Source organism: Candidatus Collinsella stercoripullorum (assembly GCF_027669965.1).
Lineage (GTDB): Bacteria > Actinomycetota > Coriobacteriia > Coriobacteriales > Coriobacteriaceae > Collinsella > Collinsella stercoripullorum.
In genome coordinates this window covers 68,663-91,101 of the sequence record NZ_JAQECM010000005.1, presented here as the reverse complement: position 1 = coordinate 91,101, position 22,439 = coordinate 68,663, and the positions used below count along the sequence as shown (strand labels likewise).

At 68.0% G+C, this 22,439-nt stretch carries 20 protein-coding genes, 1 tRNA gene and 1 riboswitch; of the genes, 14 read left to right on the top strand and 7 right to left on the bottom strand.

Translation table 11 applies throughout. From position 1 onward, the window contains the following. Positions 1–8: 8 nt before the first annotated feature. Positions 9–83, bottom strand: a tRNA-Glu gene (locus PHA29_RS02635). A gap of 145 nt (positions 84–228) precedes the next feature. Between PHA29_RS02635 and PHA29_RS02630 the strand changes: the two genes are divergently transcribed. Further along, positions 229–771: a biotin transporter BioY gene (locus tag PHA29_RS02630; protein ID WP_270405323.1), complete on the top strand. Its 543-nt coding sequence runs from the start codon at positions 229–231 to the stop codon at positions 769–771. Between the two features lie 149 nt (positions 772–920). Here the strand turns inward: PHA29_RS02630 and PHA29_RS02625 are convergent, their stop codons facing one another. The 5 genes from PHA29_RS02625 to PHA29_RS02605 all read right to left on the bottom strand — a co-directional run bounded on the left by PHA29_RS02625 (position 921) and on the right by PHA29_RS02605 (position 5,058). Next, positions 921–1,718, bottom strand: a complete 798-nt coding sequence (locus PHA29_RS02625) for a thiamine pyrophosphate-dependent enzyme (RefSeq protein ID WP_270847937.1) — start codon at positions 1,716–1,718, stop codon at positions 921–923. Next, on the bottom strand, positions 1,711–2,187 hold the full coding sequence (locus PHA29_RS02620) for an FKBP-type peptidyl-prolyl cis-trans isomerase (RefSeq protein WP_270405321.1): 477 nt from the start codon (positions 2,185–2,187) through the stop codon (positions 1,711–1,713). Before PHA29_RS02620 ends, PHA29_RS02625 begins: the two co-directional genes overlap by 8 nt. A gap of 99 nt (positions 2,188–2,286) precedes the next feature. Then, positions 2,287–3,306: a hypothetical protein gene (locus tag PHA29_RS02615; RefSeq protein ID WP_270575353.1), complete on the bottom strand. Its 1,020-nt coding sequence runs from the start codon at positions 3,304–3,306 to the stop codon at positions 2,287–2,289. Then, a complete protein-coding gene (locus tag PHA29_RS02610; RefSeq protein WP_270847934.1) occupies positions 3,306–4,388 on the bottom strand; it encodes a hypothetical protein in 1,083 nt (360 codons plus the stop codon). The genes PHA29_RS02615 and PHA29_RS02610 overlap by 1 nt, the downstream gene beginning before the upstream one ends. Before the next feature lie 262 nt (positions 4,389–4,650). Then, a complete protein-coding gene (locus PHA29_RS02605) occupies positions 4,651–5,058 on the bottom strand; it encodes a NusG domain II-containing protein (RefSeq protein ID WP_270847932.1) in 408 nt (135 codons plus the stop codon). A gap of 307 nt (positions 5,059–5,365) precedes the next feature. On the opposite strand from PHA29_RS02605, the gene PHA29_RS02600 reads away from it, so the two are divergent. From PHA29_RS02600 to PHA29_RS02560, 9 genes are all read left to right on the top strand, one after another. Continuing rightward, positions 5,366–6,580, top strand: coding sequence for an iron-containing alcohol dehydrogenase (locus PHA29_RS02600; RefSeq protein ID WP_270405330.1), 1,215 nt, complete (start codon positions 5,366–5,368; stop codon positions 6,578–6,580). Positions 6,581–6,847: 267 nt separating this feature from the next. Continuing rightward, a riboswitch (FMN riboswitch) is annotated at positions 6,848–7,039 on the top strand. Beyond that, on the top strand, positions 7,037–7,621 hold the full coding sequence (locus tag PHA29_RS02595) for an ECF transporter S component (RefSeq protein WP_270847930.1): 585 nt from the start codon (positions 7,037–7,039) through the stop codon (positions 7,619–7,621). It overlaps the preceding riboswitch by 3 nt. A 6-nt stretch (positions 7,622–7,627) precedes the next feature. After that, the gene (locus tag PHA29_RS02590) at positions 7,628–9,544 is read left to right on the top strand and encodes an energy-coupling factor transporter ATPase (protein WP_270847928.1); all 1,917 of its coding nucleotides are present in this window, start codon (positions 7,628–7,630) and stop codon (positions 9,542–9,544) included. After that, entirely contained in the window at positions 9,541–10,341 is an 801-nt protein-coding gene (locus PHA29_RS02585; protein WP_270575486.1) for an energy-coupling factor transporter transmembrane component T family protein, read from the top strand. The genes PHA29_RS02590 and PHA29_RS02585 overlap by 4 nt, the downstream gene beginning before the upstream one ends. A 187-nt stretch (positions 10,342–10,528) precedes the next feature. Next, entirely contained in the window at positions 10,529–11,023 is a 495-nt protein-coding gene (locus PHA29_RS02580) for a pyridoxamine 5'-phosphate oxidase family protein (protein WP_270847926.1), read from the top strand. 277 nt (positions 11,024–11,300) lie between these two features. Further along, positions 11,301–12,368 carry an N-acetyl-gamma-glutamyl-phosphate reductase gene (gene argC, locus PHA29_RS02575; RefSeq protein WP_270847924.1) on the top strand — a complete coding sequence of 356 codons (1,068 nt, stop codon included), beginning with the start codon at positions 11,301–11,303 and terminating at the stop codon, positions 12,366–12,368. Positions 12,369–12,461: 93 nt separating this feature from the next. Further along, complete coding sequence (gene argJ / locus PHA29_RS02570; protein ID WP_270847923.1) at positions 12,462–13,727, top strand: bifunctional glutamate N-acetyltransferase/amino-acid acetyltransferase ArgJ; 1,266 nt, start codon at positions 12,462–12,464, stop codon at positions 13,725–13,727. Positions 13,728–13,833: 106 nt separating this feature from the next. Further along, positions 13,834–14,787, top strand: coding sequence for an acetylglutamate kinase (argB, locus tag PHA29_RS02565; protein WP_270403240.1), 954 nt, complete (start codon positions 13,834–13,836; stop codon positions 14,785–14,787). 56 nt (positions 14,788–14,843) lie between these two features. Next, positions 14,844–16,124, top strand: coding sequence for an aminotransferase class III-fold pyridoxal phosphate-dependent enzyme (locus PHA29_RS02560; protein WP_270847921.1), 1,281 nt, complete (start codon positions 14,844–14,846; stop codon positions 16,122–16,124). A 78-nt stretch (positions 16,125–16,202) separates the two neighbouring features. On the opposite strand, the gene PHA29_RS02555 is transcribed toward PHA29_RS02560, so the two are convergent. Continuing rightward, positions 16,203–18,071 carry a PfkB family carbohydrate kinase gene (locus tag PHA29_RS02555; RefSeq protein ID WP_270403236.1) on the bottom strand — a complete coding sequence of 623 codons (1,869 nt, stop codon included), beginning with the start codon at positions 18,069–18,071 and terminating at the stop codon, positions 16,203–16,205. Between the two features lie 169 nt (positions 18,072–18,240). Here PHA29_RS02555 and PHA29_RS02550 point away from each other — a divergent pair, with 169 nt between their 5' ends. From PHA29_RS02550 to PHA29_RS02535, 4 genes are all read left to right on the top strand, one after another. Further along, on the top strand, positions 18,241–19,230 hold the full coding sequence (locus tag PHA29_RS02550) for a ribokinase (RefSeq protein ID WP_270847919.1): 990 nt from the start codon (positions 18,241–18,243) through the stop codon (positions 19,228–19,230). Between the two features lie 19 nt (positions 19,231–19,249). Further along, the gene (gene dcuC, locus PHA29_RS02545) at positions 19,250–20,614 is read left to right on the top strand and encodes a C4-dicarboxylate transporter DcuC (protein ID WP_270847917.1); all 1,365 of its coding nucleotides are present in this window, start codon (positions 19,250–19,252) and stop codon (positions 20,612–20,614) included. A 42-nt stretch (positions 20,615–20,656) separates the two neighbouring features. After that, the gene (locus PHA29_RS02540) at positions 20,657–21,697 is read left to right on the top strand and encodes a nucleoside hydrolase (RefSeq protein WP_270847915.1); all 1,041 of its coding nucleotides are present in this window, start codon (positions 20,657–20,659) and stop codon (positions 21,695–21,697) included. Positions 21,698–21,851: 154 nt separating this feature from the next. Continuing rightward, the gene (locus PHA29_RS02535; RefSeq protein ID WP_270847914.1) at positions 21,852–22,397 is read left to right on the top strand and encodes a hypothetical protein; all 546 of its coding nucleotides are present in this window, start codon (positions 21,852–21,854) and stop codon (positions 22,395–22,397) included. The last annotated feature ends 42 nt before the right edge of the window (positions 22,398–22,439 follow it).

The following is a 22,439-nucleotide window of genomic DNA, read 5'->3' as shown; positions in this document are numbered from 1 at the left end:
GCACTCGATGGTGCCCCCAACGGGACTCGAACCCGTGTCGTCGCCTTGAAAGGGCGATGTCCTGACCGCTAGACGATGGGGACGGCGGAGTCGAGTATAGCAGATGGCGCATCGCATCGCGGCGCGAAGGGCGGAACACGACGAGTACACAGCCCGACCGGTCCGCGGGCGCTCCGCTCGGTATACTGGGCGTATCGACCATCCGACCCGTTCGATAGGAGAATCGCCATGGACGTACGCCAGATCTCGCGCGCCGGGGTGTCGGTCGCCCTGCTCGCCGTCGCCTCATGGGTGACCGTGCCCTTCGGCCCCGTTCCCTTCACGTTGCAGACGCTCGCGCTCGCCATCCTCCCCGCGGCGCTCGACCGCACGACCGCCGTCGCGTCGGTCGCGGTCTATCTGCTGCTCGGCGCCCTCGGGCTGCCGGTCTTCTCCGGATTCGGCGGGGGCGTCGGCGCGATCGCCGGGCCCACGGGCGGCTTTCTGTGGGGTTTCCTGATCGGCATGCTGCTCGCCACCACGCTCGAGAGCTTCCTGCCGCGCTCGGTGCCGGCGCTTCCCCGGGCCCTCGTCGCCGATGCGGTGATGCTTGCCGTCACCTATGCCTGCGGCACCTTCCAGCTCATGGTCGTGGGCCCCATGGACCTCGTCCCGGCGCTGCTCGCCGCGGTGGTGCCGTTCATCGTCCCCGACGCGGTGAAGCTCGGGGTCGGTGCGAGCATCGGGTGCGCGGTCGCCCGTGCGGAGGGGCGCATCACCCGGCACGCATAGGGTGCCCCGGATCCCGATGGGACGCCTCCCGTCGCGCGGACCTCTCCCGGGTCCGGCGGCGGGAGGCTTTTTCATGCGGATCCGCGGATCGGAGGAGCGTTGCAGGCGGTGCCGAGGGGGTCTTCGCCTTGCTTTTGTTTCCGCAGCGGTCAAGCGTCGGGGCCCGTCTCCGCCGCGGCGTAGCGGATCCGCCGCCGCGTCGCGGCGTCCAGGCGGGAGCGCGGGCTGTAGATGACCTGCGTCCGGCAGAACCCGCAGCACAGGTCGCATCCGGCGCACGCCTCGGGGTCGACCAGGTAGGCGGGCGGCTCGAAGGAGAGGGCGGGGCAGCCCGTGATCTGGTAGCAGCGATGGCAGCCCACGCACATGTAGCGGTCGACCTCCACCGGCTCGAGGTCGCGCCCCCCGCGCTGGAGCTGCGCGCAGGGGGAGGCGAAGACCGCCCCGTGGACCCCCGGCTGCCCCAGCTGCGCGCACAGGACCTCACGGCAGCGCTCCGTGTCGAAGGGGTCGAGCACGGCGACGTCCGAGGCCCCGAGCGCGAGCGCCCGCCCGCCCAGCCATTCGATCCGCTCGCGTGCGAGGAAGTCGCGGCTCGAGGCGAGGACGGCGAGGACGGTCGTGCGACCCTCCGCGGCGAGCCCGGCCAGGCGCTCGACGGCGCCGTCCGCCGCCAGCTCGGTATCGGGGACGATGTGGATGCAGGTCTCCACCGCGGGGTGCTCGGACGTGCCGCCGTCGGGGACCGCCACGCGGTAGCGGGGGAGGAGGCGCTCGGCGCCGCCCGGGCAGGTGGCGGCCGCGGGCGGAAGCTCGCCCACCGCGGGGCATCCCGCATCGCCGCAGATCACGCGCCCGCGGCAGCGGCGTGAGGCGTCCTTGAGCGCGATGTAGGCAGCGCGGTGCGGGCAGCCCGCGCACAGGATGCCGCGCTGGGGCCTACGCATCGGCCCCGCCCCCCTCGTTGCCGTCCCGGGCGTCGCAGGGCTCGCGGCTCAGCAGCTCGAGCTCGAAGTTGAGGGCGCACCCCGCCATGGGGTGGTTGAAGTCGAAGATCGTGTCCCCGTCGTCCTCCACCTTGGCCACGCGTGCGAGCTGCTGGTAACCGTCGGAGTTCATGAGGTAGATCATCTCGCCCACCACGAGGTCGTCGTAGTTCGGGATGAGGACGGTGGGCATGGAGTAGATGAGCGACGCCTGGCGCTCGCCGTAGGCGTCCTTCGGCTCGAGGTGGACGCGCTTGGTCTCGCCGGGCTGCATGGTGAGGACCGCGGCCTCGAACCCGGGGACGACCTCGTGGTCGCCCTCCACGTACGTGAGCGGCGTGCGGCCGCGCGTGGTGTCGAACACCTCGCCGTCGTCGAAGCTGCCCGTGTAGTGCACGGTCACGACATGCTTGCAGGGGATATCGGCCACCGTTCCATCCTCATCGACATCGGGGCCTGCGACGGGTGCGCCGCGGGCCGTGCGGGCGAACACGTCAACTCTAGCACGGGGCGCCGCGCGCGGTGCGCGTCAGTACCCGTAGCGCCGCGCGAAGTCCTCCGAGGCGTCCTCCACGCCGTCGACCGACGCCGCCCATGCGGTGAAGTCGGGCGTGTCGACGATGATGCCGTCCGCCTCCCAGACCGCCTGGTGGGCGAGCTCGCATGCCTCGCGGACGGGCGGCCGCACGGGCAGGTAGGGCGTCAGATAGGTGGGGTTGAGCAGGTAGAACGCGCCGCCGTCGCAGCGCGCGGCGAAGTCGCGCAGCGCGCGCCGGGCGTTCTTGCGGCGTCCGAGCTTGTAGAGCAGGATCGTGCGCCCGAGCAGGAACCACGGCGAGTCCTCGCCGGCGCCGCAGGCGGCGCCCTCGCGGGCGCAGGCGAAGAACCCGTCCTCGTCCTCCAGGCGGGCGAGCGCGAGCAGCACCGTCCCCGCCGACAGGTTGGGGTAGCCCTGGGCGCGCATGACGCGCCGCGCGTAGTCCGCGGCCGCGCGGTAGCGGGCGCTGGCGAGGCACAGCTGCGAGATGGCCTCGAGCGTGTGGAGCCAGGCGACGAGCTCGGGTTCCGCGCGCGTCCGCTCCGCGTCGTCCTGCGGTCCGCCGTCTGCCCAGAAATGGGGGGCGTCCTCGTCGAACCCGGGCAGGAATCCGAGGCGCCCGCGCACGCGCTCCTCGAGCTTCATGAGGTCGCCCAGGCAGGCGTCGACCGGCACGTCGGCGAGCATGATGTCGACGAGCTCCGCGTCCGTGCACAGGGGGTCGGCGCGGTGGATGCGGTGGAGCTCCTGGCGCGCCGCGGCGAACAGCTGCTCGCGCTTGCGGTCGAACTCGTCGTCCGGGAGGTCCTCCATGCGGTCGAGCTCGCGCAGCAGACGCTCGCGCGCCCGTCCGTAGGAGATCAGGGCGCGGGCATGGTCGGTCGTCGCGTAGCGCGCGGGGTCCTGAAGCACCTCCTCGTGCAGAAGCTCGCGCGCCGCGCAGGTGAGCCCCTCATGGGAGCGCAGGTACTCGCGCTCCAGGTACGCGGGGATGTAGACGCTCGGCTCCATCAGTTCTCGCCCCCCGCCTCGGTGCGCCCCGTCCGGCCGTGGGCCGCGGGCGATGCCTCGCCCAGGGCGCGCTGCACGAGGTCGTGACCGGCGAGCCAGGTGGCGAAGCAGGCGTTGTCCGGCGCCCCGATGCCCTCTTGGAGAAGGGGGGTCGCCTCGCTGATGGCGAGGATGAGCTCGTCCTGGCTTCCCTCCTCCACGTTCACGCGGCTGAAGAGCCCGTCGGGGAACTCGGCCTGGTAGTAGAGGGGCTGCGCGGCGTCGGGATAGGTGCGCATGAGCAGGTGGAGGGTGCGGGTCGCGGTCCCGAGGTCGAGGGAGCGGTACGCGGCGGACATCTCCGCCAGCAGCGTCCAGGCGTCCGGGGCCTTCTCGGCGGCGTGGTTGCGGCGGCGCAGCGGGCCCGCGGTGCGATAGGCGATCGCATGGCGGGCGCGGAAGCGCTTGATGTCCTGGCGGCTCGCCTCGAGCTTGGCGAGGGCGAGCATGCCGGTGTGGCGGGCGCCCGCCCCGTCGGCGGGCGCGAACGCGAGGGCCTCCTCGGCGGTCTCGAGTGCGAGGCGGTAGCGCCCGGCGATGACGGCGCGCGACGCGGTGGCGGCGAGCCAGCGCTCGAGCGGGCGGCGTGCGAGCCCGGAGGCGTACTCGCGGCGGTAGGGATCGTCGGCCGCCTCCGTGACGGCGGCGAGGTCGCGCTCCACGGCGGGGCGCGTCTCGAGCAGGTAGTCCACGTAGGCGTCGTTCGAATCCGCCTCGAGCGCGGCGAGCATGCGCTGCGCGTCCCAGTTCGAGGCGTCGAGCGTGACGGCCTCGCGCAGGTAGTCCTCGGCGCGGGCCTCCTGGCGGTCGACCTCCTCCTCGTCGGCCAGGAAGGGGACGCGGTAGTCGAGGATCTCGGTGGCCTTCGCCATGAGGTGGAAGGACCGGTCGGCGTCGGTGGCGATGAGGGCCGCGGGGTCCTCGCGGAAGCGGTCCATCCCGCGCGCGATGAACGCGGCGTCGTCCAGCGGGTAGACGCGCTCGCGGCGCATGGCCTCCAAGATCAGGCGCAGGCAATCCTCTTGGATGGGGTCGAACGCCATGTGCGCCTCCTTGCTCGTCGTCTCGGGTGATGCCTCAGTGTAGCGCGCCGCGGCCGGTTGCGACAGGGGAGGGGCTGCGCCGGCATGCGAAACACCGCTTTCGGGCGCCCCGCGCCGGCAGGGGCGGGGGGGGTGCGCCGCGGCCGCCCGTCTGCGCGCGCGGGGCGCGGATGGGCGGCGGAAGGGGCTGCGACGGCGCCTCGCCGCGCGCCGGCGCCACCTGCCCGATGCCCGTGCCGCCCCGTCGACGACTCTCCGTTCCTCAGGGCTCGAGGCGCGTCGCGTCGGCCTCGTCGGCGACGACCTCGATCACCAGGCCGTGCGGCAGGCACACGATCTGCTCGCCCACCTGCGACGCGGGGGCGTGGTCGACGCAGACCTGGTTCGAGCAGTTGGCCGAGACGACGTCGACGGAGCCGCCCGAGATGCGCACCTCGTTGAGGCCGGCCGCGGCGTCCTCGCCCGACCCGGTGCCCGGGGTCTCGACGGTGTAGGAGGTCTCCGCATCGAGCGGGTCGGCGCGGTAGAAGCCGTCGCGCGACTGGCATACGACCACGGCGGACGCCGCCTCGGGGCGCATGAGCGCGCCGGCGGCGAGCCAGATGCCCGCGGCGGCGAGCAGGGCCGCGATCAGGATGAGATCCGCACGGCGACGTGCGCTGCGTTCCACGGCGGCTCCCTTCTCGCGCCCGGTACCCGGCCGCCCGGTGCGCGCCTCGCGGCGCGGTCGCGGCCCGCGCACAGTATAGACGAGGTGCGGGTGCGACGGGCTGCGACGAGGTGCGGATGAGGAGGGGCGGGCAAGCGCTCAAAACGGACTCAAACGACGCGTGCGCTCGGTTTCCAAAGCGTTAAAATATCGTCGGGTTCAGATGAACCTCGCGCCCGGCTGCCCGCCCGGCGCGGTCCTCGGGGGAGCACGGGGTTCCCCCGGTTCTGATTTGCAGGCCGTCGGCCTGCTGATTTGGAGGCACATGATGGGACGTTTCACCAACCCGCGCGACCTGTACTTCGGTGAGGGCGCTCGCCACGAGGTCAAGAACCTCACCGGCAAGCGCGCCATGATCGTCACCGGCGGCGGTTCCATGCGCCGCGGCGGCTTCCTGCAGGACGTCGAGGCCGACCTCAAGGAGGCCGGGTTCGAGGTCCAGATCTTCGAGGGCGTCGAGTCCGACCCCTCCGTCGAGACCGTGAAGCGCGGCGCTGCGGCCATGGCCGAGTTCCAGCCCGACTGGATCGTCGCCATCGGCGGCGGCTCGCCCATCGACGCCGCCAAGGCCATGTGGCTGTTCTACGAGTATCCGGAGGAGACCTTCGAGGAGGCCATCGTCCCGTTCAGCTTCCCGACCCTGCGCACCAAGGCCAAGTTCTGCGCCATCGCCTCCACCTCCGGCACCGCGACCGAGGTCACCGCGTTCTCCGTCATCACCGACTACGAGAAGGGCATCAAGTACCCGCTCGCCGACTTCAACATCACGCCGGACATCGCCATCGTCGACCCCGAGCTCACCTACACCATGCCGCAGAAGCTCTGCGCGCACACCGGTATGGACGCGCTGACCCACGCCATCGAGGCCTACGTGTCCACCGCGGGCTCCATGTTCACCGACGCCAACGCGCTGCACGCCATCCGCGAGATCGTCGAGTGGCTGCCCAAGTCCTATCAGGGCGACCATGAGGCCCGCCAGCACATGCACGAGGCCCAGTGCATCGCCGGCATCGCCTTCTCCTCGGGCCTGCTCGGCATCGTGCACTCCATGGCCCACAAGACCGGCGCCGCCTTCACCGGCGACCACATCATCCACGGGTGCGCCAACGCCATGTACCTCGGCAAGGTCATCCAGTTCAACAGCAAGGACGAGCGCGCCAAGAGCCGCTACGCCTACATCGCCAAGGAGGTCCTGCACCTCGCCGGCGAGACCGAGGACGAGCTCGTCGCCTCGCTGGTCCAGTGCATCCGCGACCTCAACGACAAGCTGGACATCCCGCAGGGCATCAAGAACTACGGCAAGGGCGGCGTGAAGGCCGACGAGTCCATCATCGACTACGCCGAGTTCGAGGCCAAGAAGGCCGACGTGGCCGCCAACGCCATCCTCGACGCCTGCACCGGCTCCAACCCGCGCCAGCCGACGCAGGAGGAGATGGAGAAGCTGCTCGAGTGCGTCTACAACGACCAGGACGTCGACTTCTAAGCCGCCGCTTCGCATCTTCGCGCGCATGCGCATCCGGGAGGCCCTTCGGGGCCTCCTTTTTCATGCCCCGCCGGCCGCCTGCGCCCCGCCCCCGCATCGGGATGCAGCCGGGCCGGCGCGGCTCGGTCCGCCTACCGACCCCGCGCCGGGGCCGGCCGGGGCCGATGCCGGGCGATACCCTCGCCGCCGTGGGAGCCGTCCCCGTCCGGTTTTCCGCGCCGGGCCGGTGCGGGCTGTACGTTTCACGGGAGCGGTGCTACGATGGGCCTGCTGTTTCAGGGCGGGGTGGAATTCCCCACTGGCGGTGTATCGGTCGGGCGCATGGGGCGCCCGGGTGCGGGGCGCGTGCCCCGCGCGCAGCCGATGAGCCCGCGAACCCGTCAGGCGTTGGGTCGCCTGCGGGCCGATCCGGTGGAAACCCGGGGCCAACGGTCAGAGTCCGGATGGAAGAGGCAGGTGATTCTTGTGACTGAGCAGTCTTCGCACATCCATTTCGAGAACACGAATCGGTGGGGGACCAGGCAGCTGGTGACCATGGCGCTGCTGTGCGCGGCGAGCGCCCTGCTCATGTTCCTCCAGATCCCCATCATCCCCGGCGTGACGTTTCTGTCCTACGACCCCTCGCTCGTGCCCGCCATGGTGGCGGGCCTCATGTTCGGGCCGGGGTCCGGCGTCGCCGTCGGCGTGGTCGCCATCGCGATCCGCGCGCTGACCACCGGCGAGTGGGTCGGCGCCCTCATGAACGTCGTGGCCACGGTGTCCTTCATCCTCCCGGCCGCTTGGGCGGCGCGGCGCACCTCCTCGCCCGCGGGGACCGTCGCCGGGCTCGCGGCGGGATGCGCGCTCGCCACGCTCGCCTCCATCGCGGCCAACCTCACCATCGGCGTGTGGTTCTGGTACGGCTCGCCCGATGCGATCGTCCCGTTGATCCTTCCGGCGATCCTGCCGTTCAACATCGTGAAGACGGTCCTGAACGCGGTGCTCTCGGTCGTCGTGTTCCGCGCCGTCCGGCCCCTGGTCGACGCCTCCCGCGGGAGGTAGCGACCGATGATCGTCCTCGACGACGTCAGCTACTCCTACGACGGGCGCACGCCCGCGCTCGACGGCGTGTCCCTGCGCATCCCCGACGGGGAGTTCCTCTGCATCCTGGGGGGCAACGGCTCGGGGAAGTCGACCCTCGCCAAGCACCTGAACGCGCTGCTCGTGCCGGATGCCGGCACGGTGCTCGTCGACGGGATCGACACCTCTGACCCCGAGTACGTCTACGACGTCCGCGCCCGGGTGGGGTACGTGTTCCAGAACCCCGACGACCAGCTGGTCGCCACGCTGGTCGCCGACGACGTGGCGTTCGGTCCCGAGAACCTGGGGCTGGACCCGGCGCTGATCGGGGAGCGCTGCGAGGAGTCCCTCGACGAGGTGGGGCTCACGGGCTTCGGCCGCCGCGAGGCGCACGCGCTGTCCGGCGGGCAGAAGCAGCGCGTCGCCATCGCCGGGGTGCTGGCCATGCATCCCGAGGTGCTCGTGCTCGACGAGGCGTCCTCGATGCTCGACCCGCGCGGCCGCGCGGGCCTCATGCGCGTCTGCCGGGAGCTGCACGGCCAGGGCATGACCGTCGTCATGATCACCCACGACATGGAGGAGGCGGCGCTCGCCGACCGCGTCGCGGTGCTGCACCGCGGCAGGATCGCGCTGGAGGGCGCCCCGCTAGACGTGCTCCCGCGCGCCTCCGAGCTCGCCCATCTGAACCTCGCGGTCCCGCACGCCTGCCGCCTGTCCCTCGCCCTCGCCGAGCGCGGGGTCGCCGTCGGGCCGGAGGTGGACGAGGGAGCGCTCGTCGACCGCCTCGCGCAGATGGCCGCGCATCCCGCGGCGGGCGCCGGGACCGGGGCGGGCGAGGGCGCCGGAGCGCGCCCCGATGCCGTGGACCTCGACCCCGCCGTCCCCCGGTCGCAGCGGGACCCGGGCGGCGCCCCCGCCCCCGGTCCCCGGTCGGATGACGGCGCCCCGGCGCCCGGGTGCGCCGACCCCGCCGCGGGTGATGCCCCGTGCCTGCGGTTCGACCATGTGAGCTACAGCTACGAGCGCTCCGTCCGCGAGCGCGCCCGCCGCCGTCGCCTGCCGCGCCGCGGGAGGCGCGCGGCGTGGGGGAGCGACCCGGACGCCGTGTGGGCGCTGCACAACGTGGACCTCGCGGTGCGCCCGGGCGAGCTGCTCGGGCTCGCGGGGCATACCGGGTCGGGGAAATCGACGCTGATCCAGCATATGAACGGCCTCGTCCACCCCACCATGGGGCGCGTCGCGGCTTTCGGCGCCGACCTCGCCGGCAGGCGCGCGGCGGCCGATGTCAAGACGAGGGTCGGCCTGGTGCTCCAGTACCCCGAGCACCAGCTGTTCGCGCAGACGGTGTCCGAGGACGTCGCCTTCGGCCCGCGCAACCTCGGCCTGCCCGCCGACGAGGTCGGCGCCCGCGTGCGCGCGGCGCTCGACCGGGTGGGCCTGTCCGTCGACGAGCTGGGGGACCGCAGCCCGTTCACCCTGTCGGGAGGGCAGCAGCGCCGGGTCGCGCTCGCGGGCGTGCTCGCCATGCGCCCCGAGGTGCTCGTGCTCGACGAGCCCACGGCGGGGCTCGACCCCGCCGCCCACCGCGCCATGCTCGATCTCGTGGCCCGCCTCCATGCGCAGGGGCTCACCGTGATCATGGCCTCCCACGACATGGACGACCTGGCCGAGCTGTGCGACCGCGTCGCCGTGCTGAACGAGGGCTCGGTGCTGCGGCTGGGGAGCCCCGCCGAGGTGTTCTCGGACGGGGAGGCGCTGCGGCGCGTGGGGCTCGGGCTGCCGTCCGCCCAGCGCATCGCCTGCGCCCTCGCCCGGCGCGGCGTCCCCGTGCGCACCGATGCGCTGCACGACATCGACGGCCTGGCAGACGAGCTCGCGCCGATCCTGAAGGGGGGCGCGCGATGAGCGGGGCGTTCTCCTTCGGGAGCTACTATCCGGGGTCGGGGCCCCTGTATCGGCTCGACCCGCGCACCAAGCTGCTCGGCGGCATCGCGTTCATGGTCATCGCGCTGGCGGCGCGCGACTTCGCGGCGCTCGGGGTCCTGGCCGCCTCGGTCGTCGCGCTGTACCTGGTCTCCGGCGTCCCGGCGGGGCGCGCCGCCCGCTCGGTCGCGCCCCTGCTCGCGATCGTCGCCGTGGTGTCGGTGCTCAACCTGTTCACCGGGCAGGGCGGGGCGGTGCTCGTGCGGCTGGGCCCGCTCGCCATCTCGGAGGGGGGCGTGCGGCTGTTCGCGTTCACGGGCCTGCGCACGCTGCTCATGATGTGCGCGATGAGCCTCGTCACCCTGACCACGCTCACCCTCGACCTCACCAGCGCGGTCGAGCGCCTGCTGGCCCCGCTCGGCCGCTTCGGGTTCCCCGCGCACGAGGTGGGCATGATGCTCGGCATCGCCCTGCGCTTCATGCCGCAGCTCGCCGCCGAGCTCCAGACGACCTACCGGGCGCAGGTGAGCCGCGGGGCGCGGGCGGCCGCCGGGCCGCTCGGGGCGGTGCGCATGCTCTCGTCCGTGTCGGTGCCGCTGTTCGCGAGCATCTTCCGGCACGCCGAGACGCTGTCGCAGGCGATGGATGCGCGCTGCTACCACGGCGAGCAGGGGCGCACCCGCATGCACCCGCTGCGGTTCGGCGCGCGCGACGCCGTGGCGGCGGCGCTTCTGGTCGCGCTGGCGGTCGCCGTGGTGCTCGCCGGCCTCCTGCCGTGACGCGCGGCGGGGAGGGCGAGTTGCGGGGCCCGGTCCTCGGGGACGGGCGAGCCCCCGGTCGGGTCTGGGCCATGAGGCCGGAGCCCGCTTTGGGCGCGCCGCCCGCCATGACGGGCGCGCGTCGGTTCGATATACGGGTCCCCGGGCGCAGGACGCGGCCGGGGCATGCGAGGAAGGTGGTTTGACGATGGGTAAGCCGATGGACACGGCGGACGGGGCGGTCCGCTCGGACGCGGTGGGGACCGGCGGGGCGCAGGCGGCGCGCGGGGAGCGCGACGGCCTCGATACCGTCCTCGGGTACCTGAGCGCGGTCCCCGCGTGGTACCTCGCCACGAGCGTCGACGGCCAGCCGCATGTGCGCCCGTTCTCCTTCGCGGCGCGGCAGGACGGCAGGATCTGGTTCTGCACGGCGACCACCAAGGACGTGTGGGAGGAGCTGCAGGCGAACCCGCGCTTCGAGGCCACCTCGTGGTGGCCGGGCCACGGCTGGCTGATCCTGCGCAGCGTCGCGGGCATGGAGGACCGCGCGGAGCCGGCGATGCGCGAGGCGGGCTGGCGCCATCTCGAGGGGCTGGGCGAGCGCTACGACGGGCCCGACGACCCGACGCTCGTCTTCTTCAGCGTAGAGCAGCCCCGGGCGTGGATCTGCGACCACGATACCTGGACGCCGGTCGAGCTGTAACGGCCGCCGGCGCGCCGGAGCGGCGTTGGAGGCGGCGCCGGTGCCCCAACCGCCCGCGCCGGCCGGAGGCGGCTTCGTCCGCCGCGTACCGGTTCCGCCCGAAGCGGCTTCGTCCGCCGCGTACCGGTTCCGCCATGTTGCGAGAATATGACGCGCGAAATACTCGGCACCCGTCCCCTCGGAGAGTGCTAGTCTTTCGGTTTGTCACATCATCGGGCTCAATCATGCGTCTGTATGCATTATTGAGCGAATAATATGCATGTTGGGGATGAAGGGCATGTCTATCAAGGTCGGTGTCGTCGGGGCGGCGGGCTACGCGGGGATCGAGCTCGTGCGCCTGCTCGCGCAGCATCCGGAGTTCGAACTCGTCGCGATCACCTCGAACGCCGATGCGGGCCAGGCGCTCTCCGACGTCTACCCCGCGTTCGCCGGTGTGTCCGACCTGGTCTTCACGGCGCACGACGACCCGCGCCTCGCCTCCTGCGACGCCGTTTTCCTCGCCGTCCCGCACACCGCGGCGCTCGCCGCCGCCCCGGGCCTCATCGAGGCGGGGGTGTCGGTGTTCGACCTCTCGGCCGACTTCCGCCTGTCCGACCCGGCGGTGTACGAGGAGTGGTACGGCACGCCCCACACCGCGACCGACCTGCTCGCCCGGCGCGCGTTCGGCTTGCCGGAGCTGTTCGGCGACGACCTCGCGGACGCCGCCGCGCGCCGTGCGGCGGGCGAGGCCGTGCTCGTGGCCTGCGCGGGCTGCTACCCCACGGCGACCTCGCTGGGCGCCTACCCCGCGGTGGACGCGGGCTGGGCGGCCGAGGGCGCCGCGGTCGTGGTGGACGCCGTCTCGGGTGTGACGGGCGCCGGGAAGTCGGCCAACGCACGCACCCATTTCTGCTCGGCCGACGGGAACGTCGAGGCATATGGCGTGTGCCGCCATCGCCATACGCCGGAGATCGAGCAGATCCTCGGCCTGCCTGGCCGCGTGGTGTTCACCCCGCACCTCGCCCCGCTCAAGCGCGGGCTGCTGTCCACCGTGAACATCCCGCTGTCCGACGCCGCGGCCGGCCTCACCGAGGAGGCCGCCGTCGCGTATTACCGGGACTTCTACGCCGGTCGCCCGTTCGTGCGCGTGCTCGACGCGGGCCGGATGCCCAAGACCGCCTCCGTTGCGGGGTCGAATGCCTGCCAGATCGGTCTTGCCGTGAACCCCCACGCGCGCATGCTCGTGGTCACCTCCGCCATCGACAACCTCTGCAAGGGCGCCGCCGGCCAAGCGGTCCAGTGCGCCGACATCGTGTTCGGCCTCGACGAGCGATGCGGCCTGCCGCTCGTCGCCCTGCCGGTCTAGCAGGTGCGGCGGCACCGCTCGGGCGCGCGTCCGTGCGGTGCGCTACACTGGTCCCACCTGTCAGATACCGTTGACGCATCCAGGAGCGTGCCGATGAACGTCGATGAGTTCGATACCAAGATCCGTGCCGTGCCGGACGGCGGCGTGACGAGCGCCCGGGGCTTCAGCGCCGCGGGCATCCACGCGGGCTTCCGCCGCAACCCCGAGCGCGCCGACTTCGCGCTGCTCGCCGCCGAGCGGCCGGTGAGCGCCGCGGGCGTGTTCACCACCAACCGGTTCTGCGCCGCACCCGTCACCGTGTGCCGCGAGCACCTGGGCGCGGACAGCTGCGGCCTCGTCCAGGCCGTCGCCGTCAACTCGGGCAACGCCAACGCGGCGACCGGCGAGCCGGGCCTCGCCGTCGCGCGCGAGACCTGCGACATCGTTTCCCAGATGTTCGGGTGCGAGCCGGAGCAGGTGCTCGTCGCCTCCACGGGGGTCATCGGCCAGCAGCTCGACATCGCCCCGTTCGAGACCGGCGTACCCGCGGCCGTCGAGCAGCTCTCGCCCGCGGGCGGCGCCGCGGCGGCCCGCGCCATCATGACGACGGACACCCATCCCAAGGAGTACGCGGTCTCCTATGAGAGCGGCGTGCTCGAGTACGTGGGCTGCACGTTCACGGTGGGCGGCTGCGTCAAGGGCTCGGGCATGATCATGCCCAACATGGCAACCATGATCGCGCTCATCACCACCGATGCGCCGGTCGCGCCGAAGACCCTCCACGCCGTCCTCGCGGACTGCGTCGCCCAGACCTTCAACAAGGTGACCGTCGATTCGGACACCTCCACCAACGACACCTGCATCATGCTCGCCTCCGGCGAGGCCGCGCCCGGCGAGGCGCCCATCGAGGTCGGTTCCGAGGCGTACGAGGAGCTCGCCTACGCGGTGCGCGTGGTGTGCGAGGGGCTCGCTCGCGCCGTCGCCGCGGACGGGGAGGGGGCCTCGCGCCTTATCACCGTCAACGTCACCGGCGCGCCGAGCGATGCGGACGCGGATGCGGCCGCGCGTTCCGTGGCCAACTCCCCGCTGGTCAAGACCGCCGTGGCGGGGCACGACTGCAACTGGGGCCGCATCGCCATGGCGCTCGGCAAGTGCGGCGTGGCGTTCCGGCAGGAGGACGTGTCCATCGACATCATGGGCATCCCCGTGTGCCGCGCGGGCCTCACCGTCCCCTTCGACGAGGACGAGGCGCTGCGACGATTCGAGGCACCCGAGATCGTGATCTCGGCGGACCTCGGCGCCGGCGAGGGCGCGGCGACGGTCTGGACGTGCGACCTCACTCACGATTACGTCACCATCAACGGCGACTATCGCACCTAGGCCCTCGCACCCACCCATACCACGCCGCCCTGCCGCCCGGCGGGGCGGGCCGTCCGGGCCGCCGGACCCGGCGTCGGGCGGCCGATGACAGGATCGGAGCCATCCCATGAAGTACGCACGCGACTCGCGCGCCTCCCGTTCGGACGAGGAGACCGCGAAGCTCCTGTTCGAGGCGCTGCCGTGGATCAAGAACCTCACCGGCAAGACGGTGGTGATCAAGTACGGCGGAGCCGCCATGGTGGACCCGCGCCTGCGCGCCGACGTCATGAGCGACATCGTGCTGCTCAAGATCATCGGCATGAAGCCCGTGATCGTGCACGGCGGCGGCAAGGACATCAACGCCGCGCTCTCCCATTACGACATCCCGGTCCGCTTCAAGGACGGGCAGCGCGTCACGGACGAGGCGACCATGGAGATCGTGCGCCAGGTGCTCGTGGGCAAGGTGAACGAGGACCTGGTCGCGGCCATCAACGCCCACGGGAACCTGGCGGTCGGCGTCTCCGGTTCGGACGCGGGCACCATCGTCGCCGAGCGGCTCGACCCCGAGCTGGGGCGCGTCGGCAAGATCAGCCGCATCAACGCGGACTACCTCGAGAGCCTCATGGACAGCGAGTACATCCCCGTGGTCGCCACGGTCGCCCAGGGCGAGGACGGCGGGTTCTACAACATCAACGCCGATGTCGCCGCCGGGCACATCGCGGCGGCGGTCCACGCGCACAAGGTGATCTTCCTCACCGATGTCGACGGCCTGTACGAGGACTTCGAGGACAAGGACTCGCTCATCTCCAACCTGACGCTCGAGGAGACCGAGGCCATGCTCTCCGCGGGCGAGGTCGACCGCGGGATGATCCCCAAGCTGGAGAGCTGCGTGCACGCGCTGCGCGCCGGCGTGTTCCGCTCGCACATCATCAACGGCACGACGCCGCACTCGCTGCTGCTCGAGCTGCTCACGGACGCGGGCGTGGGCACGGTGATCCACTCGACGCAGGTCGCCTACGAGCAGGACACGCACCCGCATCCGCTCACCCCCTTCGCCGCGCGCCTGGCGGAGAACATCTAGCGCGCCCCGAGGCGCCCGGCCGCACGCCGGGCGCCCTGTCCATGAAAGGAATCCTCATGCCCCTTGCCATGCAGAAAGAGCTCGAATCCCCCTACGTGATGCACACCTTCGGCCGCTCGGAGGTGGACTTCGTCGGCGGGCACGGCATGGTGCTCACCGATGACGCCGGCCGCGAGTACACCGATTTCCTCGCCGGGATCGGCGTGTGCTGCCTGGGCCACGGGCACCCCGCTCTCACGGAGGCGGTCCGCTCCCAGGCCGAGCGCCTCATGCACGTGTCCAACTACTTCTACATCGAGCACCGCGGCCAGGTCGCGGCGCTCCTGTCCAAGCTGGCCAACGACGACATGGCCGGGGCGCGGGCGATCGCCGACGCCGTCGCCGCGGGGGATGACGGGGCGCTCGCGGCAGCCGCTGCGCCCGCCGAGGGCGAGCAGGTGTGGGAGACCTTCTTCGCCAACTCCGGCGCCGAGGCCAACGAGTGCTCCATGAAGCTCTCGCGCCTCTACGCCAAGCGCGTCGGCAACGGCGGCAACACGATCGTCTGCCTGCGCGGCAGCTTCCACGGCCGCACGCTCGAGACGGTGGCCGCCACCATGCAGGACCGCCTGCAGGACGAGTTCCGGCCGCTGCCGGGCGGCTTCGTGGCCTGCGCCCCCAACGACGTCGAGGAGCTGCGCTCCGTGTTCGAGCGCTACGGCGAGGAGATCTGCGCGGTCATGCTCGAGCCCATCCAGGGCGAGTCGGGCGTGCACCCGCTCACACGGGAGTTCATGGAGGCCGCCGCCGAGCTCGTGCACGGCGTGGGCGGCCTGCTCATCGCCGACGAGGTCCAGACGGGCGTCTTCCGCTCGGGCAAGCCGTTCGCCTACCAGGTGCTCGGCGTGGAGCCCGACATCATGAGCCTCGCCAAGGGCATCGCCGGCGGCGTGCCGGCGGGTGCGAGCGTGGCCAAGAAGGAGGTCGCCGACGTGTACCGCCCGGGCGACCACGGCTCGACCTTCGGAGGCAGCTGTCTTGCCGTGGCGGCGGCGGAGGCCGTGCTGTGCGAGCTCGTGCGCGGCGCGTACGACGGGCATGCGGCCGAGGTCGGCGCCTACCTGCAGGAGCGCCTGGCGGCCCTGCCGCAGGTGACCGAGGTGCGCGGCAGCGGCCTCATGGTCGGCTGCGACCTGGACGAGGCCGTCGGCGATGCGCACGACGTCGTGGCGAGGATGCTCTCCGCGGGCTTCGTCATCAACGCGACGGGCGCGCGCACGCTGCGCTTCCTGCCGCCGCTCATCTGCGAGCGCGAGCACGTGGACGCGATGGTCGCCGCCCTGGCCTCTGCGCTGTAGGGCGGGGCCCGGCAACCGTCGCGGTACTCGGCACGGCCCCCGGCGCGGAGGGTTTTCGCGTCGGGGGCCGCCGTGTCGCTACAGGAGACCGGGCTCTACGGCATGCACGTAGGTTTCGAGCGTCGGTCTGTCCACGAGCGCTGCGGATGCGCCCTGACGCGTGACGCTCAGCCCTGCAGCGTACGTTGCGATGCGGGCGCTTTGCTCGAGATCGTATCCTCGGATGAGGTAGGATGCCAGCGCTGCGATGAAGGCGTCTCCCGCTCCGGTGCTATCGACGGCCGTCAGGTCGGCGGCGGGTATCCGTTTGCTCGTATCGTGGCTGAGGACCTTGCAGCCCTGTGCTCCCAACGTCACGACGATGGCGCCGACGCCCTTCTCGACCAGCGTTCGCATCTTCGTGTCGATCGACTTGTCATGGGGACTGAGCGCATCCAGCTCTGCTTCATTGGGCACCATGATGTCGATTTTCCCCATCAGGTCATCGGGCAGGGTGTTCACAGCACTCGGTTTCATGATGGTGAGCAAGCCGTGCTTGCGAGCAAGAAGAAGGGTCTCCCTGACAGCATCGAGAGGTACTTCGGTGTTGACCAGGCAATGGCTGGCGTGAGCGAAGGCGCGCTCGCAAGCCCTTACATCCTGAGCGGAGAGAATGTCGTTGGCGCCTGTCATGATCGTAATGGTGGATTCGCCATCTTTGGGGACGAAGATGAACGCTTGGCCGGTTCGCTTGTCCTGTGTCCTTGCGATCCCCGTCGTGTCGACGCCATCATCAGCGAGGGATCGCAGGATATGATCTGCGTCCGCATCGTCCCCCACCCGTCCGATCGCGACGGCTTCATGACCGAGTCGGGCAACCCCGATGGCCTCGTTCAGGCACTTTCCTCCCGGGAAGGTTTGGGAGCTCGAGGTCGTTGCAGTGGCGCCTGGATGCGGAAGCACGTCCAAGGTGAGGTAGTTGTCCGTGTTGATCGAACCGACCACGACAATATGTCGAGCTCTCGAGGTGTATGGAACATCGACTGATGCGGCGGACGAGAGTCGCGCAGCAGTCTCGAACGGAGTCGGTGGCTCGGTTTTCTCGATAACTGAGATGAGGAGGTCGGCGAGGTGGCTTCCGTACGAAAGACGAGGGATCTCGATTGCGGAAATCGGGGGAAAGGGCGCTTGCCGCTCATCGTCCCGCAGTGAAACGATTGAGAAATCGAAGGGTACCCCGTAATGAAGCTCCGTGGCAGCGCTATACAGTCGCAGGGCGTCGTAAAAATGAGATACGACGATTCCGCTGAATGAATGCGATGCAACCTTCTCAATCGGTAGTCCTGCGGAGGATTCGAAAACGAGTTCATCGTCGAAGGGAATCCCGGATTCGAAAAGGCAGCGCCGGTAGCCTTCGAAGAAGCCGTGGACACGAGCTCCAGTACCGAGCATGCAGGCTATACGCTCGTGACCGCGCAGGGCGAGCTCCTGGGTGGCTCGAAATCCAAGAAGCTCGTAGTCCAGATTCGCATCTGCCCGGTCCTCTTTCGTATTGAAGAAGAGATGGGGAACGGTCGCGCTTTCCAATGCCTTGATCAGGTCGGGATATCCGCATGCGCCGTCGACGATTACCCCGTCGATTCGCAATTCAAGCAGGGAGGATAGCTGTCTTCGGGCGTCTTCCGAATCGGTGTAGGTCCTGATCGCGGTGGCATATCCGAGTTTGGTGGCTTTCGAGACGATGCCCTGCACCAGCATACCCAGGCGTTCTTGCGCAAGGACGCCGATGATTCCGGACCTTCCAGTGGGGGAGGCGGCGTTCGCATACGGTCGGTAGTTGTACTCTTTGACGATCGCGAGGACGCGCTCGCGTGTTTCCGCGCTGATGCTGTCGTCCTTCCGATTGACGATTTTCGAGACCGTGGAAACGGACACACCGGCTAGCCGGGCGATCTCAGTGATTGTCATGCGGCCTCCCTGATGTGCAAGCCATAGGTGAATCGATCTGCTCGTTTACCGTTTGCGGTCGGCGAGCGGTTGTCGAGCGGAATGTGCTTGACATGCCCACAGCACTCATTTTACTGTACCAGCGGCGAAAGAAAAGTTTTCGGAAAACATTTTCTTAGAAAGGGGAGAGATGAAGATCCTGAACATCGGGTCGTTGAACATCGATCGCGTTTATCGCGTAGAGCGCTTCGTTCGACCGGGTGAAACTATCAAAGCGCGATCTTATGCCGAATCGTATGGAGGAAAGGGGCTCAACCAGTCCGTCTCTCTTGCAAGGGCAGGGGCTGACGTCTGGCATGTCGGTGCGGTCGGGGATGACGGGCAGGCGCTCGTCTCGCTTCTCAAGGGTGCAGGAGCTGATTGCCGGTTCGTAGAATGCGTGGGAGGGCCCACTGGGCACGCGGTTATTCAGGTTGACGACACCGGTCAAAACGACATCATCATCTGCGGAGGCTCGAACGACGAGCTCTCTCGTGAGCTAATCGATCGGGCGTTGGCGGAAGTCGGTGCGGGGGATGCGGTCCTGCTACAGAATGAAACCTCGAATGTCGGGTACGCCATGCGCGTGGCAAAGGAGCGCGGTGCCGTCGTCATCTTCAACCCGTCGCCGATTAACGAGAGCGCCCTCGCCCTCGACCTCGATCTCGTCGACCTTTTCATTGTGAACGAGCATGAGGCGTCTGCCCTGACAGGCGTCAATGTGAACGAGGGGGCGTTCAGCCTGATCGAGGCGCTGCGATCTCGATTTGATGGCGCGCGCATCGTTCTGACTTTGGGCTCAGCTGGAAGCTGCTATGCGGATTGCGAATGCACGGTGCGCTGTGATGCCGTCTGCGTCGAGACCGTCGACACGACAGGCGCTGGAGACACGTTCTGCGGATATTTCCTAGCCAGTCTGATGCATGGAGCGGAGGTAGCCGAGTCACTTGCTCGTGCAAGTGCGGCTTCGGCTCTCTCTGTCATGCGGGAGGGCGCGGCTCAATCTATACCGGCTGTCGAGGAGGTCATGGAGTTCCTGGAAAACGAGGAGGCTCCCATGACACGGCAGTTGGGTGAAGGCGAGGGGGCCGATTCGGAAGGGGGCACGGGGAGGCTGACGAAAAAACGCACTGCTCGATAAAAACCGGAGGAGAATCAACATGGAACAGGCGTTGTTGATCGTATTGACGCTCGCCGCGTGCGTAATCGTCGCGCGGCTCGTCCTGAAGAAAATCAATCCTATCTTTGTATTCCTGATCGCAGGAATAGTGATCATCGTCCTCGCTTCCTTCCTGACTGGCACGTCAGCTTTGGGAGAAGAAGGAAGCGGGAACTACGTCGTTGATGCATTCGCGTACATCACGACGTCCCTGAAGACCAACGTTGCGGGCGTTGGCGCCATTATTATGACAGTTACCGGATACGGCGCCTATATGAATCACATTAAGGCCTCAAAGAAGCTGGCGTATCTGGCGGTCAAACCATTGCGGGCGATTAAGAACAAGTACCTCGTTCTCGCCGGTATGTACGTGATCGGTATGTTGCTCAAGCTCGTGATTACCTCGCAAGCGGGACTTGCCGTACTGCTTCTCGGGACCACGTTCCCCATCATGCTCGCCCTGGGGGTCCATCCTCTGATCGCTGCTTCGACGATGTGCCTCATCTGCATCGACTGGGGCCCCAACGACGGTTCCACGATCTTCGCCGCGGAGACGTCCGGTATGCCCGTCGTGCAGTTCTTCACTGACCATCAATTCATTGTCGTTGCGTGCATCATCGTCGTCCTTGCGATCATGATTCCGTTCTATTACAAGTGGGTCGCCGAGAAGGAGGGGCTTGACGAGGCGGAGCTCGAGGAGCAAACCGAAGTCGATGATGTCGACTGCCCCGGCTATTACGTCTTGTTCCCCCTCATTCCGCTGGCGCTGGTGCTTGTGTTCGCCATCTGGCCCATTGTGCCCATGGACGTTATCACTGCGTGCTTCATCTCCATCGTGATCGTCGCCGTAGTCGAATTGATTCGCCGTCCGAACAAGCTCGATGTCACGGGCGATATCAAGGTCGTGTTCCGTTCCATGGCCGACGCGTTCTCCAACATCGTGAGCATCATCATTTCCGCTTCTGTTTTCGCGCAGGGAATCAAGATGCTCGGAGGGGTGTCTATCATCGCTGATATGATCTCGACGATGCAAGGGGCATCGGTGCTCACTCTCGTGCTGATGTCGCTCATCACGTTCGCTGCCGCGATGATCATGGGGTCTGGCGCCGCCTCGCTGTATGCATTCGGTCCGCTCGTTCCTGAGATGGCGGCTAAGCTTGGAATCGCCACCACCTCGATTATGGTGCCGATGGAGATCGGCACCGCACTCGGTCGATCGCTTTCCCCGGTCGCCGGAGCAGTCATCGCAGTTTCGGGATATGCGAAGGTCGATCTCATGAAGGTGATCAAAATCAACATGGTCCCCCTCGGACTCGCGATGATCTTGAACCTTGCGGTGTCTGTAGTGACCGGGGGGCTGGTCTGATCGTCATCGATGTTAACTTGAAAGAATAAGAGAGGAACGATGATGGAAGACAAGAAGAAGATCATCCTTGATTGTGATCCCGGCAGCGACGATGCCATCGCGATCATGCTCGCTCTTTTTTCGGAGAAGTTGGACGTGCTGGGCATCACGGTGGTCAATGGCAACCGCATCCTCCCCAAGACGCTCGAGAACACGCTGCGCATGAAGCAGTTTCTCGGCAGCTCGGTTCCCGTGTACGCGGGTTGTGTGGAACCGCTGGTTTGCAACCTTATCCCGGAGCGCAAGCCCGAGCTTCCACGAGTCACGAAAAATGATTGCCATGGGGATTATCTTAAGCTGCCTGAGGCAACGATCGGTGCTGAGCACCAGCATGCGGTTAACTATCTTGTCGATACGCTCATGGAATCCGATGGAGATATCACACTTGTGACGGTGGGGCCGCTTACCAACATCGCCATGGCGATTCGTATGGAGCCTCGGATCGTGGGAAAGATCAAGGAGATTGTATCCATGGGCGGAGGCCATATCGCGTGTAACATCTCCTCATCTGCGGAGTTCAACTATTGGGCAGATCCCGAGGCCGCGAAGATCGTGATGGATACGCCGGTTCCCAAAGTGATCCTTCCACTTGATGCGACATGGAAGGCGTGCATCAGTTATGACGAGGCGAAGGAGCTTGAACGCATCGGTACCCCGGCAGCGAAGTTCGCTGCGGAACTTGCAAAGCTGCGTATCGAGGGCCTAAAGGTGAACGATGTAAGTGAGCACAATTTCGAGCTGCGCCATACCCCGGGTACCGTAGCCGAGAAGGTGCTGTATAGGTACGACACCGATCGCGCGCCGATTCATGATGCACTGGCGGTTGCGTATTGCATCGATCCAAGTGTAGTTACTGAATTGGTCGACTGCAACGTGGACATCGATATCTCGCTCGGCTTATGCGACGGGCGTATGGTCGCGGATGTTCACAATACCCTCAAGGGATCGGCGCCCGTTACTGCGAAGGTTGCCCTAAATGCGGATTCCGGCAAGTTTGTCCAGATGCTTTTCGAGCATCTGAGCAAGACGGTTCCGGTGAAATAGGTTGACTCGATCGGCAAGTGTCGGAAACCGGTCAATTCGACAGTTGTAGAGCTCCGGAGGGGGGCGGCCGAGAGGCCGTCCCCCTCCGCTATAACGGTGATGAAAACAGGCGCTGAACAGGACTTTTGATTTCATACCATATAATATACTTCTCATGGAGAAGGAAGCACGGGGCATCGATCCGCTGGTGTCGGGGGGCTCCAAGATGTTCGAGAAGCTCCGCACCGTCATCCGTAGCCATATCACCTGCTTCAGGATCATCGTGGTGGCCCTTTTGGTGGTGCTCATCGCGTCGGTGCAGGCAGATTGCCAGATGCGTCTGCACATCGCGCGGACGGACCTCGTTGCGGATACGGTGAGTCAGATGCCGATCATGCTGGACAACATCCGGTACGATGTCGAGAACCCGCCAAGTGGTGCGGGTGCCGAGCGCATCTATGATGTCAAATGGTCCTATCTGCTCTCTTGTTATCGGCGTTGGTACGATCTCAATATGATTGGGAAGACATATCCTGTCGGGCTCCAGCTCGCGCACGTGATATCGGTGGTTGAGTCGGGGGACGAGCAGAAGAAAGAAGAGCTCCTTCGTTTCTTGGACGAGGCGGAGGCGATCGTTACCGATCCCGAGGGGACGTTCGAGTTCGATGAGTTCGAGACGCTGTTCCAGACGATATGCCGTATCGAGGAGCTGGACACCTGAGGTCGTTGATTCGGCTGCGTGAAGCGGCGGCCTCCCGCTGAG